The sequence below is a fragment of the Paenibacillus sp. FSL H7-0756 genome, from assembly GCF_038006765.1.
GTDB lineage: Bacteria > Bacillota > Bacilli > Paenibacillales > Paenibacillaceae > Paenibacillus_AQ.
In genome coordinates, this window is the sequence record NZ_JBBOVT010000001.1 from 900,967 (window position 1) to 916,293 (window position 15,327).

At 45.7% G+C, this 15,327-nt stretch carries 17 protein-coding genes; 14 read left to right on the forward strand and 3 right to left on the reverse strand.

The window, feature by feature from the left end; all coding sequences use genetic code 11:
• Positions 1-64: 64 nt before the first annotated feature.
• Together NST04_RS03975 and NST04_RS03980 are read left to right on the forward strand one after the other, a co-directional pair.
• Entirely contained in the window at positions 65-1,234 is a 1,170-nt protein-coding gene (locus tag NST04_RS03975; protein ID WP_341183225.1) for a hypothetical protein, read from the forward strand.
• Positions 1,235-1,907: 673 nt separating this feature from the next.
• Positions 1,908-2,189 (forward strand): nitroreductase family protein, encoded by a 282-nt coding sequence (locus tag NST04_RS03980; RefSeq protein WP_341183226.1) that lies wholly within the window; start codon positions 1,908-1,910, stop codon positions 2,187-2,189.
• Positions 2,190-2,260: 71 nt separating this feature from the next.
• Here the strand turns inward: NST04_RS03980 and NST04_RS03985 are convergent, their stop codons facing one another.
• Positions 2,261-2,803, reverse strand: a complete 543-nt coding sequence (locus NST04_RS03985; protein ID WP_341183227.1) for a dihydrofolate reductase family protein — start codon at positions 2,801-2,803, stop codon at positions 2,261-2,263.
• A gap of 64 nt (positions 2,804-2,867) precedes the next feature.
• Here NST04_RS03985 and NST04_RS03990 point away from each other — a divergent pair, with 64 nt between their 5' ends.
• The 10 genes from NST04_RS03990 to NST04_RS04035 all read left to right on the forward strand — a co-directional run bounded on the left by NST04_RS03990 (position 2,868) and on the right by NST04_RS04035 (position 10,321).
• The gene (locus NST04_RS03990; RefSeq protein WP_341183228.1) at positions 2,868-3,782 is read left to right on the forward strand and encodes a helix-turn-helix transcriptional regulator; all 915 of its coding nucleotides are present in this window, start codon (positions 2,868-2,870) and stop codon (positions 3,780-3,782) included.
• A 281-nt stretch (positions 3,783-4,063) separates the two neighbouring features.
• Positions 4,064-4,645 (forward strand): Crp/Fnr family transcriptional regulator, encoded by a 582-nt coding sequence (locus NST04_RS03995; protein WP_341183229.1) that lies wholly within the window; start codon positions 4,064-4,066, stop codon positions 4,643-4,645.
• Between the two features lie 31 nt (positions 4,646-4,676).
• Positions 4,677-5,735, forward strand: a complete 1,059-nt coding sequence (locus tag NST04_RS04000; RefSeq protein ID WP_341183230.1) for an SDR family NAD(P)-dependent oxidoreductase — start codon at positions 4,677-4,679, stop codon at positions 5,733-5,735.
• A gap of 71 nt (positions 5,736-5,806) precedes the next feature.
• The gene (locus NST04_RS04005) at positions 5,807-6,382 is read left to right on the forward strand and encodes a TetR/AcrR family transcriptional regulator (RefSeq protein ID WP_341183231.1); all 576 of its coding nucleotides are present in this window, start codon (positions 5,807-5,809) and stop codon (positions 6,380-6,382) included.
• Positions 6,383-6,606: 224 nt separating this feature from the next.
• Entirely contained in the window at positions 6,607-7,458 is an 852-nt protein-coding gene (locus NST04_RS04010) for an SDR family NAD(P)-dependent oxidoreductase (protein WP_341183232.1), read from the forward strand.
• Between the two features lie 64 nt (positions 7,459-7,522).
• On the forward strand, positions 7,523-7,846 hold the full coding sequence (locus tag NST04_RS04015) for a putative quinol monooxygenase (RefSeq protein ID WP_341183233.1): 324 nt from the start codon (positions 7,523-7,525) through the stop codon (positions 7,844-7,846).
• Positions 7,847-7,895: 49 nt separating this feature from the next.
• Positions 7,896-8,228, forward strand: a complete 333-nt coding sequence (gene csaA / locus NST04_RS04020; RefSeq protein WP_341183234.1) for a chaperone CsaA — start codon at positions 7,896-7,898, stop codon at positions 8,226-8,228.
• A 53-nt stretch (positions 8,229-8,281) separates the two neighbouring features.
• A complete protein-coding gene (locus NST04_RS04025) occupies positions 8,282-8,827 on the forward strand; it encodes a MarR family winged helix-turn-helix transcriptional regulator (RefSeq protein WP_341183235.1) in 546 nt (181 codons plus the stop codon).
• Positions 8,828-8,948: 121 nt separating this feature from the next.
• Positions 8,949-9,458 carry a hypothetical protein gene (locus NST04_RS04030; protein ID WP_341183236.1) on the forward strand — a complete coding sequence of 170 codons (510 nt, stop codon included), beginning with the start codon at positions 8,949-8,951 and terminating at the stop codon, positions 9,456-9,458.
• On the forward strand, positions 9,455-10,321 hold the full coding sequence (locus NST04_RS04035; protein ID WP_341183237.1) for an SDR family oxidoreductase: 867 nt from the start codon (positions 9,455-9,457) through the stop codon (positions 10,319-10,321). Before NST04_RS04030 ends, NST04_RS04035 begins: the two co-directional genes overlap by 4 nt.
• 395 nt (positions 10,322-10,716) lie before the next feature.
• Here NST04_RS04035 and NST04_RS04040 read toward each other — a convergent pair whose 3' ends face one another.
• Positions 10,717-10,890 carry a hypothetical protein gene (locus NST04_RS04040; RefSeq protein ID WP_341183238.1) on the reverse strand — a complete coding sequence of 58 codons (174 nt, stop codon included), beginning with the start codon at positions 10,888-10,890 and terminating at the stop codon, positions 10,717-10,719.
• Positions 10,890-11,891, reverse strand: a complete 1,002-nt coding sequence (locus NST04_RS04045; protein ID WP_341183239.1) for a serine hydrolase domain-containing protein — start codon at positions 11,889-11,891, stop codon at positions 10,890-10,892. Before NST04_RS04045 ends, NST04_RS04040 begins: the two co-directional genes overlap by 1 nt.
• Positions 11,892-12,077: 186 nt before the next feature.
• Between NST04_RS04045 and NST04_RS04050 the strand changes: the two genes are divergently transcribed.
• Together NST04_RS04050 and NST04_RS04055 are read left to right on the forward strand one after the other, a co-directional pair.
• Positions 12,078-14,321: a U32 family peptidase gene (locus NST04_RS04050; protein ID WP_341183240.1), complete on the forward strand. Its 2,244-nt coding sequence runs from the start codon at positions 12,078-12,080 to the stop codon at positions 14,319-14,321.
• A 58-nt stretch (positions 14,322-14,379) separates the two neighbouring features.
• Positions 14,380-15,129 carry a class I SAM-dependent methyltransferase gene (locus NST04_RS04055; protein ID WP_341183241.1) on the forward strand — a complete coding sequence of 250 codons (750 nt, stop codon included), beginning with the start codon at positions 14,380-14,382 and terminating at the stop codon, positions 15,127-15,129.
• The last annotated feature ends 198 nt before the right edge of the window (positions 15,130-15,327 follow it).

Consider the following 15,327-nt stretch of genomic DNA (forward strand, 5'->3'; position numbering starts at 1 on the left):
ACCATCTGCTTATGCAGATGGTACAATTTCGTCATCTTCTGTGTCTTCTGTAAGGAAGCTTTCGATGGAGGAAGCTGTTCAACTAGCTCTTACAAACATTGATGATATCCAGCAGGCTAAGGGTAAGATTACGGAGAGCAGCGCTAATACTGCTTATATAGCTTCGGAGAAAAAGGAACTGGAGTCTAAAAGCGTTTCTGTGAATTTGGGTCTTTTTCCAGTGAACACAACTGATTTTTTACAGCAAATCCCGGAATTCAATCAGTTAGGTGAAGAGGAACAGCAACAGATTCTTCAAGCAATTGGACTTCAAATCGCCATTAATAGTTCGATTAATCAGTGGATCGGGCTCCAGTCCCAAATGCAAACTAGCTATAATGAGCAGTTGAAAGACAAGCAACTGCAAACCTATGAGGCTCAACTTAGAAGTTTGGTCTATGATAACGAACTGGCAGAACTTGCTCTCATGAAGACACAACAACTTGTAATCTATGCCGTTAGTCAGCAATATATTCAATTAGCGGCTCTATCATCCCAAATAGCGTATCAACAAAATATGTATGCTCACTCCAGCACACTAGCTTCGGATGCCCAGATCCTGTTTCGTACCGGAAGGACATCCAAGAGTGAGTGGGATGAGGTGCAAAGGCAACAGCGTATTCAGCAAAGTAAGCTGGATTCTCAGGTTAGAGGCTATAAAACACAGTTGGGGCAGTTGGCACGAGAGTTAAAGCTGGACCTGCATACCTCAATTGAGATTGAGAATATTACAATTGCAACTCCCCAATTAACTGATTACGAGCAGACTCTAGACTTATCTCGCAATTATGAAATTCAAGAAGCGGATGCGAAGATAAAGTTTGCCAAGGATAATCTGAACAGTCTAACAGACCCTGGAACGGAGTTGAAGCACTACTATACGGTGCTTTGGTCGAATGCTGTTAGTCAAAGAGATGCCATATGGTCTAGGCTGGAGAATAAATGGGCTGATCAGAAGGCGAAGCTGACTGAGTTATACTATCGACTGCAGGATGCAATAGATGAGGAACAAGACGCTGCCCAGCTTGCAGAGGACGCGAGCCAGCTATATTCAAAAGGCAGGTTATCGCTGAGTGAATTGGATAAGGCCAGTCAGACACAGCGGCAGGCGGAAATGAGCAAAACAGATTTGCTCTACCAGTATTTATTGCAAGCGGAGACCTGCAAACTCGCAACACACGGTATGATATTATAAGAAGTTAATGGGTCTTTCCCAAAATGCCACGAAATGGCTTGTTTTAGACAGCCCCTTTTGACAGATAATAAACTGTTACTTAATGACAAAATTCAAATTGTTGTATCAATTTGGACAACACCTTTTAACTATTTGTTGGAGCATGTCAGAACCCAAAAGCATTACTTCCCGACACTAGGATGGTCCAGAATAGATTTAGAATGAGCTTTAAACAAACGAATATATACTTACTCTAACGGGAAAATCAGTGGTTTTAGAGGACTCTTTTCTAATGAGTTTACTCAAGAGATAGAAGCAAAAATATTAATTATTACGAATATTATCCTAGGAAACAGAATACACGAGCAAATTCAATGGAATTTTATTCATATATCTCTCACTTGTTAAAACTAGAGGATGCTAACTTCACTAGAAGTCAGTTGGACAGGATGGTCGGAACAGGTGGTTCTACTCAGAACTATGTTATTGGTATGGAACGCATAGGACTCGTCGAAAAGACAAATCAAAATAATGGGGTTATTCATTATTGGATTAAAGATCCGAAGGTTGTGTACGCTTTAGAAAATAACTTAAAGATTGAGAAATAAGAGACTACTCTATAAGGAATATAGTAGAATTCTTTGTTGCAATATAACTTGAGGGCACCCCAAAGAGGTGCCCTTTATTTTCGCTGTTGATCCGTAAAGAACGTGATCCGTGGAAAATGAAGGAAGCGATGCTTGCCGCCGCTGCGTTTATCCAGAATTTGCAGCTCCTGGCCTGGGAACAAGGGATTGGTTTTGTGTGGAAAACGAACGAGTACAACCGGGAGAACGTTTTTACCAGCCAGGTTGGCATTTCCCCTGAAGAATGTCTGATAGGCACCTTGCACGTAGATTACATCAACAAGGAGCATGTTCCCAAGCCCAGACCCCGCAAGCCAGCGGAGGATTTGGTCACTTGGGTGGAGGGGTGAGAAGAAATCTTCTGCAAGATTGAAGGAACAGCCATTCCCGTTGGGAATGGCTGTTAAACTTTCTTCTTCAGCTATTGCGGTGAACCGTATCGTGTTTGATAATGAAGCATCACGATCTGACCCATTCGCTCGGTATGGGTTAAGGTTAGATTCTCTGGCACTGTTCCGGCAGGGAATAAGGGAATGCCTTCTCCCAGAATGGTGGGAATAAGCGCAATTCGGAGCTCATCCAGCAATTGAAGCTTCAGGACGCTCTGGACAAGCAATCCACCGCCTACAATCCAGACCTTGCCTTCTGAGGTTTGTTGTAACCGGGGGATAAGCCGGTCAATGGATTCTCCTGTAAAAACAACATGTGGCGCAGGCGGTTGCCCGGAACGCGTAAGGACAAAAGCCGGTTTATCTGCATAGGGGAATTCATCGGCTAGCTTCAGCACCTCTTCATAAGTATTTCGCCCCATCACTACGCTTCCTACTGTTCCATAGAATTCACTATACCCGTTATCCCCTCCATTTCCTTCGATCTCATACAACCAATCGACAGAGCCATCGGGCCTTGCAATGTAACCATCCAGACTCATAGCGATGTACAGCACAACTTTATGTTTTGACATTGTTAATCGCTCCCTTCTAGATTCAATGATACACTTGAACTATGACAAAATATGACGTAGTTAGGTGAAGCCATTGATTAATCGAAGACTGGAAATTATGCGGACATTGGATTCAAGGACCAAATTTACGGCCCGCCAGCTGGCAGAACGATTCGGAGTATCGCTAAGGACGATCCAGCGCGATCTGGATTATCTGCAGCAGATGGGGGTTCCTCTGTATTCGGAGGTAGGCATCCACGGGGGGTACCGGGTGCTGCCGAACCGGATTTTGCCACCCCTTCAATTAACACAGCACGAGGCGTTGGGATTGTTCCTGATGATTGAATATTTGGAGCATATTCCGGACTTTCCCTATGGAATCATCCGGGCTCAACTGGCAGATCAGTATTATTCGGGATTGCCGGATGATGTGCGGGATCTGATTAGTCGTTCGAAGCAGCATCTTGCTGTTCTTCAGCACTCTTCGATACGCCCAGCTCCGTTAACGACCCATGTGTTAGGTGCAGCCGTGGAGAAGAGAGAGATTACATTTGCTTATCATTCCCGCAGCGGCAAGAAGAATGTGCAGGTCTATCCGCTCGGGATCTATTATGAACAAGGGTATTGGTATATGCCCGCCAGCAAGCAGGGTGAGATTCGCCTGTATCGGGTCGATCGGATGGAGCAGCTGGAGGAAGGGCCTCACCGAATAGAGGAGTCACTTCCAACGCTCGCAGCATGGATGAAGGCCGGGGAGACCAGGGATAGCACCGAAGTCATATTACAATTTACAGATATGGGCGTAAGGCTGGCGGAGTCGGACCGGGTATTCGCTTCAGTTCTGGACAGGGAATGGCGCGGCTGTATTCCTGTGGAAGAGTTCCCGTTCACGGCGCAGAAGCTGCTTGCCTACGGACCGGAAGTGAAGGTGGTCTCTCCAAGGGAGTTGCAGGAATCCGTCAGAGAGTTGCTGGAGAAGACTATAAGTCAGTATTCATGAAAATACTCAATATCCATTTTCCCGGGGTGTTGACGGTGATGCTGATACGATCGTTTCTGTGGAGATCACCCACGGATTCAATGCTACCCACGCTAAGGAATTTAACCATGCCTTGTTGCAATTCTTGAAGGGCTGATACTACATAAAAACCGTCTTATGTTATTAATGAATTAGCCTGAACAGCTGTATCCATCTTTTATTTATAAGAAATAAACATATGTTAATAAGGTCTTACCTCTTACAGGCTACAATTGCAATAAGAAGAAAAAGGAGCAGAGCAGATGGATGATAAATATAACTCAATAATGGAGAAGATACTGAACCGTTACAAAAGCTACATCAGCAGCGATACCTTGGAGAAGCTTGTAGAAGTCAAGAAAACGCTCCATTATGGCAAAGGCGAGCTACTCAATCTTGAGAATAAGGGCTATCTCCTGTTGTCGGGCATTCTGCGCGGATTTTATTTGGATGCGGACGGCAATGATGTGACACATATGTTTGTTTTTGAGGGCAATACCTACGGTATGGATTTTGTGACGACCGACAAGCCTCATGTATGCAGCTTCGAGGCGTTGGAGGCGTGTGTGGCGGTTGAACTGAACGGGGCTGTGCTTAGGGAGCAAATTCAGAATAATCCAGGTTTAATGATGGCATATATCCACATGCTTGAAGAAGCATTGAAGCGAAAAATACTGCGGGAAACCAGTCTTGTCACAAAAACAGCCACAGAGCGGTATATGGATTTGAAGAAAGACCACCCGCAAATAGAAAAAAAGGTAAACCAAGCCCATATTGCATCTTATCTGGGGATTTCGCCTGTCTCCTTAAGCCGCATCCGCCGCGTGATTAGAGAGGAGAACTAACCGCATCGAGACTTGAAGGGAGAATGAAATAATGGAATCCTCAACCAAGCAGGAGCCGATACAATCGAAATTCGGAGCGAAAACAACTGCCCGGCAAATTGCCGGCCATTATAATTTGAGAGGAAAAAATGCAATTGTGACTGGAGGATATTCCGGTGTGGGCCTCGAAATAACGAAGGCACTGGCAAAGGCCGGAGCGGAGGTGCTCGTTCCAGTACGCAATCTTCTCAAAGCCCAGGCGGCATTGAAGGGGATTCCTAATGTGAAAATCGGTGTAATGGATTTGATGAAACCCGATTCTATCGATTTTTTTGCAGAGCAGTTTCTGTCTACCGGTAAAAAACTGCACCTGCTTATTAACGATGCCGGCATCATGGCCCCTCCGCTTCAAAGAGACCCGCGTGGCTTTGAATCCCAATTTGCCACAAATCATCTCGGCCATTTCCAACTGACTGCCAGACTTTGGCCCGCTTTGGTAAAAGCGGAAGGAGCGCGAGTGGTCGCGGTCTCTTCAAGAGCGCAGCGCTGGGGCGGTGTTCTTTTTGATGATCCCCATTTCTTCAGAACTGAATATGATCCGAAGCGCGCCTATGCTCAGTCCAAGTCAGCCAACGTATTGTTTGCCGTAGAGCTTGACCGGTTAGGCAGAGACTACGGTGTCAGAGCGTTTGCAGCCCACCCCGGGCTGGTTCCCTCCACCAATCTGGGCAGCAGCTCCATGAGTGAACACGCTTCCGGGGTGGCAACAGGCATGATGAAAATACTACCCCGAATCTTACGGTTATTCCGTGTTACCAGTGTACTCAACCTGTTTAAACAGTTGAAGCCCCATCATGTTGGCGATGAATTCAAAACTAACCAGCAGGGAGCCGCGACGCCGGTATGGTGTGCATTAAGCGGTGAATTGGCTGGCTTGGGCGGCGTGTACTGCGAGGATTGCAACATTGCCGTTGCTGTTCAGGATAGCGCCTCACCTTATGGTGTGCTGCCGTGGGCAATCGATCCCGTACAGGCCAAGCGCCTGTGGTCGCTGAGTGAGGAATTAACGGGTGTTGCATTTCCGAGTGAGGGGACCCCCCACACCGTATAGACAGATTCACATCCGGCCTGGTGGAATCCTTCGTCATGGACATTTGAATATAGCACTGCTATAATGGCGGTATGAACACATATGACAAAATATTAGCAGCTGCTCTTAAGGTACTCGAAGAGGAGGGCGGAGCCCACTTTTCGACGCGAGCCGTAACTAAGATCGCACAGGTTACGGCTCCAACACTCTACCACCATTTCGGCAATGCCGATGGACTCCTGAGCGCAGCTATAGTGGAAGCGTTCCAACAGTTATTTAAAAGCAAGATTACCGCTGTGGAGTCCACCATTCCAGAGATGGCTCTTCGTCAAGGATGGGATGACTATGTCCGATTCGCGGCAGCCCGTCCTCGGATTTATGCGGCGATGATGGGGCGGTTGCTCGAGGGCGCCCATATCGAAGCGGCAGATCAGTCGTACCAAGCCCTGGTGAAAAATATTCAGAGAACCGCCGCCGAAGGCAAACTGGCTGTGCCAGCACAGGCTGCGGCGGATCTGGTCTGGGCTTCCGCCAATACGGCCTCTTGGCTGTATGTGACGGCCCAGACTCGTAAGGGACCCCCACCCGAAACCGGCGTCATTGATCTCATTCGGGACAGTATAATGCAGATCATTTTGATCCAAGGGCCGGATGCCGATTCAAGATGAGGAATCCGATGACAGAGCCTGGAGATTCCGGGCAAAGCCCCAATCTAGCAGCGGCATAAGAAAGATCGCCTATCCAACCTGGACCTCCAGGAGGATGGCGATCTTTTTTATGTTTGGAGAAAAGATATAGCACCGATATAGACAATGCCGTATAGCGGTGCTATAATATTTCTATAGCGGTGCTATACCGTGGTCCGTATCTCATCAAATTTAGGAGGGTTACTATGCCATTCAAAACCCAAGAACTGGTCGTCGTCACAGGTACGTCCAGCGGCATCGGTAGAGCTACCGCAGAGAGGCTCGCCGCTGAAGGATTTCACGTTTTGGCGGGGGTTCGTCGTCAGGAAGACGCCGACACAATCAAACGCACAAATATCGAGCCGGTGATCGTCGATGTTACCAATACCGGCACACTAAAGGCACTGGCCGAGCGGGTGGAGAAAGATCCGCTTGGTCGCCCTTTGCGGGCAGTGGTCAACAATGCCGGTATTGCCGTTAACGCACCTCTTGAGATGGTTCCGCTCGACGAATTTCGCCGCCAGATCGAAGTCAGTGTGATTGGACAGGTCGCGGTTATTCAGGCGCTTACCCCCGCCTTGCTGAACAGCGGCGGGCGCGTGGTCAATATCGGTTCGCTTGGGGGCAAGGTCTCCATGCCCGGCTTCGGAATTTATTCGGCTGCTAAGTATGCTATGGAAGCAATCAATGACAGTCTGCGCAGGGAGATGTCCTCGTTTGGATTGAAGGTGATCATGATCACACCGGGGGGTGTCAGCACTGGCCTGTCGGAGCAAGGGATTACGACAGCGGAGCGGCTGGCCAAGTTAATGACGCCGGACCAGCACAGGCGCCATGACCGTCTTTTTGATGCCGTGAAGGCTCAGGCTGAAGCATGGGCAAAGGACGGTATCCGCCCTGAGAAGGTAGCAGCAGTAGTATCACAAGCAATTCACGTAAGTAAGCCGCGTACCCGTTACACGGTCGGTCGCGATTCGGCACTGCTGACCCGACTGGTCCGTATTCTTCCAGACAAGCTCCTCGACCGGATGCTGCGCAGCCAGATGAAATTGCAGTAAGGGGAGAATGGGTGATGTCACAAAAACAGTTTGAATCATCTACTATAAATTAGGAGGAATTAGTATGAACGATACAAGGAACCATTACGTTACTGTACTCTGGGAGGCCAGAGCTAAGGCGGGGAGAGAAGCCGAGATGAAGGCATTTATGACTGCTGCTGTCACTCCGTCGCGCAACGACCCGGGAAACATTGACTACGAGGCTCATGAGGTGGAAGGCCAGCCTGGCACATTTATCATTTACGAGCGCTGGGATAACCGGGATGCTCTCGAACGGCACCTGAACGCCCCCCGGATGCAGGAACTGGTTCCCCAGCTTTTAGAACTGATGGAGGGATCTATTGAGGAAGGGATTCGACTCCTGCAACCGTTCCGTCCAGAAGTGTGAGAGATATTTTCCTGAGCGGTTAAAGACTTTGGTGGAGGAGGCAAAACGCTTGGCAACGATCGATGATTTTGCGGTACTGGATATTCGTGTCGGAACGATTAAGGAAGCGGAGTTTTTTGCAGAAGCAAAGGTCCATGCGATAAAGCTTAAGATTGATTTCGGACCCGAAATCGGTATGAAATCCTCAAGTGCCCAAATCACTAAGCGTTACAAGGCTGGGGATGTTGTAGGGAAGCAAATTATAGGAATCGTTAATTTTCCTCCCCGGCGCATTGCGGGATTCAAATCGGAGGTGTTAGTTTTGGGAGGAGTTCCGGAAAAAGGAGATGTTATTCTATTAAAGCCGGATACTGAATTGCCTAATGGTACTCCTATTGCGTAAAAATAAGACCATGAAATGTTGACACGAAAGTAATTAGGTGCCATACTACATGTATGAACAACAATAAAAAAATAAATGACATGGAGGCTATTCCCTCCCTTGTACAATCCCAGCGTCAGATTGACCGCTATAACCTGGACATAGACGCACAGGCTATACTCGTCGCGTCTAGGCTAATGGCAGCGGGAGCCCAGCTTGGTCAGGCCTCGGAGATTCATTTCTCCAGATTCGGCTTATCAACAGGCCGATATCGTGTATTGGCAGATCTCGAAGATTACGAAGGAGAAGAGTTGCCTTCGCAATTAGCAGAGCATCTAGGCGTTACACGTGCTACAGTGACTGGTCTGATCGACATTCTTGAACGGGATGGCCTAGTATCTAGACGGTTAAGCTCAAAAGATGGCCGCCAGAAATCGGTTATTTTGACGGAAGAAGGAGCGAAGAAGCTACGTGAAATGGCTCCTGAGCATTTCGCTTGGCTGGAGGCCACGGTGGGCTTACTCAGTATAGACGAGCGCAGCGTATTCCTCGACTTGCTGGGCCGGGTTACACAAGGCATCTCTGTCCTTATGGACGAACCAGGCTCGAAACCAAAATGAAACATCAGTAATGAGTAGAATGGGCTAGTAATGCTAGCCTCTTTTTACTCCTATATAGTTAGGAACCTAATTATATCTCGCTGAAAGTACTCAAATGGATTGATCAGAAGGGGGCAACGAAATGAACCAGATGAAATACCCGAATCCGCCAGATGATGCTTATGGTATCAAGACGGTGGATTCCAGAAAAAAGCCCTTTGCACTATGGCGTGAAGTTGTAATGGCCTATGCTGCTCCTGCCATCATGGCAGGTATTGGGGGATTGGTTACTGCTGATAGGGGGCTTCAAATCGGAGCATTGACCACAATCGGCGGTGCATCAGCTTTGATGGCCTTGATGATTGGCCTTATATTGCGCAGCCGGGTGGGTCATATGCGATGGGTCACAGGTGCACCTCACTTGGTTGTGGTAGGAGGATTCGCAATAGCCGGTTCCTTGTATGGCCTATGCGCGGCATGGGTGACATCTGCTGTACTGGAACTTATGATGCCGGGCCATCACTTGGCCTGGGCCGATCGCGTCTGGACCGATTTCCCGTTGTCCGGATTCATAGCAAGCACGATAGTGACATGGCGGTGGCGTCTCGCCGTTACCACCCATTTGACATCCAAAAGGAGAAGAAAAAAATGATAGTTATTGTGGGAGCAACAGGTACGATAGGCAGTGCGCTGGTGGAACGTTTGGCTGATCTTGGCGTGCCCGTCAGGGCTCTGAGCAGAGAGCCGGAGAAGTTGCGTAAGCAGATCGGAGAGAAGGGCCGATCTGCTATCGAGGTCGTATGGGCAGATGCTGCTGACCCCGAATCGCTGCGCCGCGCATGTACAGGTGCCAGCCAGCTCTTCCTCGCCATGTCCAACAGTCCAAGACAAATTGAACTGGAAACTTCAATCATTCAGATTGCAGGCCAATCTGGAATCGAGCACATCGTGAAAATATCCAGCCCAGCCTTTGAGCAGAGCTCTCCAGTAGCAGTGGCGGGCTGGCATCAAGAAATCGAGCAAGTGCTGAGGGAATCAGGTCTCACCCATACCGTGTTACGCCCGTACGCATTCATGCAAAACCTAATGCGCTTTGCACCAACGATTACAACCCAAAATGTTTTCTTCGGCTCCATGGGCCATTCACCGTGTAACTTCATTGACTGCCGCGATATCGCAGACGTTGCCGCAGAAGCTCTAACTAACCCTGAGGTCACAGGCCAAATATATACGCTTACGGGTTCAGAGATTTTCAGCTATCCTCAGATCGCAGCCCGGCTGTCCGCCCTGCTCCATCGGCCAATAAGTTACATCAATATGGAACCCGAAGAACTACTCCGTAATCTTATCGAGAATGGGCATATGCCTCCTTGGCTGGCGAACCACGTTGTGGAGATTCAAACCATGTCCAGGGTGGTTCCAGAAAGTCCAAATGACACGGTGAGGCGCCTGCTCGGCAGAGAGCCGCGCAAGCTGGAAGCTTTTCTGCAGGAGTATGTGGAGAATTTCCGGTAGTGGATGTCAATGACACGGGGTTGTGAAATCACACCCTTTTGGATAACGTATTAATGATGGTTACAAAAAGGGAGATTAGCAGCTACGAACTGTTAATCTCCCTTTTGCAACCCTGCTATTCGCTTACTTCTTTCTCCGTCTGCCAAAAAAAATACTGATATTATGAATAAGAATAGCTATGCTGATTAGCACCAATATATAAGAATAATCTGTTTTATCTGCCAGTAAAAGAGACACACCAAACAATGTAAAAGTAATTATAAAACTCAAAGATGTGTTTTGAGGGTTACGGTCTTTTTTGTAGGCTGAGTATATGCTATAAAACATAAGCCAGGCAATACCAATCACTATAAATATCTTTAAATACATAGGGGATCAAACCTTACTAGTGAATTTTAAAGTTGGGTGATGTAAATGTACGACTTTTGCATATCCATCTTTGCAGTATTAAATTCATTAATAGTTACACCTGCAAGAACTGCCAGGCCTCCTCCCGCAATAAGCCATCCTGCAGGAGACCAGATAAATATCGCTCCCGCAAACCCTGATGAACCAGCTTCGGCTAACATTAGTTCAGAGTACACGATAAGACTTTGTCTCCAAATGCTTTAATATCCTCCAAGTAGTCGTACCCTGGTGGATTTGGACCTGCTTGGTTATACATTCTAACCGCGACTAGCCGATGTTCAGGAATAACCAAACAGGCACAGCCAGTTAGTCCCAGCATTTGGTAGGACCCGGGTGGGGCTGTGTTTCCTATTTCAGAAATAGCTCTAGGCTTATCCTGAATCCACCATGCGAAGCCATTTCTAGGCAAAGTATCATCAAGATTTGCTGGGCTCTGATTGGTTGTAGCTTGTTCTATAACCTCTTTCGGAACAATTTGTTGTCCATTGACGAGTCCACGGTTCAGGTGAAGATAACCCCAAAAGGCCAATTCACGGGCACTTACAAAAAGATTGGCTTCCTCCCCTTGGTCATCAGCATATTCTTCATTTAACCATACTAAATTGTCTTCTCTATTCTTACACCAACCTGTCTCAATGAAATTGCATGGTTTGAAAACATATTGTTGCATGACCTCTGACAGAGGCGCTTCAAATAACTTCTTTATTAATCTAATAAGCATATTAATCCCAACATTGTTATAATTCCATTTCGATCCCGGCCGGAAAAGTTTCTCTTGATTATTTTTGAGTCCATGAGTATGTGTTAATAAATGTCTTATTCTAACCCCTTCAACAGCAGCTGGGTTTAGATCTTCTAAGTAATCTGAAATATAATCATCAATGCTTGAAAGTTTATTATGGTATAAGGCCAAGCTGATCGCAAAGCCAATGTATGACTTTCTTACTGAAGCAACATTAAACCGGGTTGAGGGCGTTATAGATTGTATCTTTGAATTATACTCATATGAACCAAAGTAGCTTTCATTAACAATAGTGTCATTATGGATGATAAGTGTAGCGGCAGCGGAACAAGAAATTTGGTTCTTAGCTTTAATTACATGGTCAGTAAGCGCTAAATATTTATCATTTTTAGTATATACTATTTCTTTTTGTACGAACATAATCTCGTTTCACCTCTGTTTATAATAAACATGCCAGTATGGAATATAAAAATTTACATAAGATTCAAGAAACAAAAGCGCAAGCCATTGGTTTGTGCTTTTTGCCGCAGCTTAAGTGTAGTTCATATTCTATGATGAATGGTGCTAAGTTTGAGCGGTTAATGAAGTAGGAGGTAAGGATCATTTATGACTGAATTATTAGCGCCAGCAGGAAATATGGAAGCTTTAAAGGCTGCAATATCTAATGGTTGTGATGCAGTATACTTAGGCATGCAAAAATTTGGTGCACGCGCATACTCCTCTAATTTTGACTTGGAAACGTTAAAAGAGGCTGTTACGTATGCGCACCTGAGGGACGTTAAAATCTATGTTGCCATGAATACCATCGTGTTCGAGAACGAAGTGGAAGAGATGAAAGAGCAGATCCGCGAATTAAATGAAATCGGGGTGGATGGCATTATCGTCCAGGACCTGACGGCGTTCGATTATATTGTTAAAAACTTTACTGATCTGGAAGCACATTGTTCCACTCAGATGGGAATTGACGATGTAGACGGAACTTTATTATTCAAAGAGCTTGGTGCGAAAAGAGTGGTTCTGTCCCGTGAGGTTAAGATTGAAACAGTCAAAGAAATCAAAAGAGTAGCTGACATCCCTTTAGAGATTTTCGTTCACGGTGCATTATGTGTATCTTATTCGGGAAACTGTCTAATGTCAGGCTTAAGCGGCTTTCGGTGCGCAAATCGCGGAAGATGTGTGGGTTCCTGCCGTAAGGAATACGATCTGATGGATCAGACAACAGGTACATCTTTAGGCAAAAGCTATATTTTATCCACTAAGGACTTGAACACCATCGATTACATTCATGATCTAAAAGAAATCGATTCTTTAAAAATAGAAGGCCGGATGAAAGTGCCGACGTATGTGGCTAATGTGGTCTCCAAATATCGTATGGCCTTAGATCATAAAATAACCGAAGCAGATAAAGAAAATCTGAAGAAAACATTCAATCGGACCTTTACCAAAGGATATTTGTTCCACGAGGACCGGAGGAATATTACAAACATCGCAAGACCTAATCACTTTGGTTATGAGATTGGAACCATTAGCAGGATTGAGAAGGACAGGTATGAAATCACACTTACACGTACCTTAAATCAAAACGATACCATCCGGATCAATCATGACAATGAAGATATTAATTTGACGGTTGCCAAGCTATACAACAAAGACGGCGACTTAATCAACACAGCAGATGATGTCTGTTATATCAAAGTCAAAGAAAAGATGTCTGCGGGAGATATAGTCTATAAAACGAAGGATTATTTCTACCACAAGGAATTAGAAGCCTCACTGGAAAAAGAATTTAAGCGGTTTGACCTAGATATTAGCGTATATGCATATCCAGATTCAAAGCTTGTCATAGAGGCGGAGGGCTTGGGCTTTAATTATTCCTATGAAAGTGAGGAAATATTAGGCGAAGCCATAAATAATCCAACCACTAAAGACCAGGTCATCAAGCAATTCTCCAGATTAAATGATACGATATTCGAACTCAATCAGGTCGATTATGAGGAAGGCAATGCGTTTATTCCAGCCAAACTGTTAAATGCAGCAAGAAGAGATATTGTCCAGGGCTTATATGACCTAAAGCTTAACAGCCAGCAGAAAAGAACCAAGGCTGTGGAAGCCAAAGAAAAAATAAGCTTTGCCCCTGTACAGCCCTACCTCACGGCTTCTGTAACGACTCAGGAACAGTATGATGCTTGCGTGAGCTGTGGAATTACGGAAATCTATTTTGACAATGTGGTTAGAAGAAATCAGAATGATTATCAGGAAAAAGAAGGGCAGCTGCTGATCGGAGGATATGGCGGAATTCATCACTACCGAGGAACCAATCCGTTCGTTACGGACTATTCTCTAAACGTTATTAATGCTACTAGCTGCTATGAACTATATAAATTAGGGGCCAAGCGGGTCACTTTATCTTATGAAATGAATAAGAGCCAAATTGAAGATTTAATGAACGCTTATGTTGAAGAAAATGACGGTTCTCCTGCGCTGGAAATGATTGTGTATGGCAAGGCTCCCTTGATGTTCACCAAATATTGTCCAATGCGAAAAATGAATCAATGCAGAGTATGCAGAACGAAGAGCTATGAGTTAAAAGATGAGCAAGGAACGTTCCCTATCCTTTCCCATGAGGATTGTACAGCGACTATTCTTAATGGGAAGACGCTTAATCTGCTAGATGAGCTGGCGAACCTCAAAGGAATCGAGGCGCTCCGGTTAAACTTCACAGTTGAAACAAAAGAGCAGGTTGTAAACGTCATTCATATGGCCTCAGGCAAATTAGATGGCTCAATGAATCATGCGGTCTTTAATCCGGAAACCGACACAAGAGGACATTTTAATAAAGAGATTGTGTAGGTAGCCCGAGGAGGTAGTAACAATAGATGTACTAAAGAAGACCAATAGGAGGGAAGTCATGCTAGATCGAAAAGAAATGCTTGAGATCAACAAAGCAGGATGGGATGAAGTAGCCGATCAATATTTCGGAATACATGCTTTGCCGGAATATGGGCCATATGCACCTACAGAGGATGAAATAAATCTTCTAGGTGATGTTGCTGGCAAGACAGTACTTGAGATTGGTTGTGGCAGTGGACACTCGCTCTTATACATGGCAAGCAGAGGTGCAGGGGATGTCTGGGGAATCGATTTATCGACTACTCAGGTTAATTATGCTAAGGAGCTGCTCCAGGAAAATAGAACGACCGGGAATATAAAACAAATGTCTATGGAAAACATAGATGACTTGCCCAGTGAATATTTTGATATCGTATTTTCGGTTTATGCGTTAGGCTGGACAGTCGATATAGCACGGACACTATCTAACATTTACAAAAAATTAAAAAACGGCGGGGTATTCGTATTTAGTTGGGAACATCCAATGCAAAGCAGGCTGACATATGATGATGGAAGAATAACCTATGCTCAATCCTATCATTCCGAAGGACCTTATCAGGTAACTTGGCGGAGAGTACCCGTGATTATGCACCATCGAAAAGTCAGCACAATATTAAATGAACTTGCAAATGCCGGCTTTTTTATAGAACGGGTAATTGAAGAATCACGGGTTCCTGAGACAGATGATAGTTTACCGGCTCAATGGTATTCGGGGATGAAGGCACGTTTAAGTCCTCCAACAATTATCATCAAATGTATAAAGAAATAAGCTAACGTCAAGGGCTATCCCCCGAGGGATGGCCCTTTGTTGTACGTAAAAAAATGCCTCCAAAAGCAGAGGTTACTAAAGAACAGGTTTCCAATGCAGCGTTTAAGTTGACTAGACAAGAGGGATTTGAGATACTGACAGCCAGAAATGATTGTACAGGAGCATGAAGAGGTCAAAGAGGATGTTTTCATTCATTAA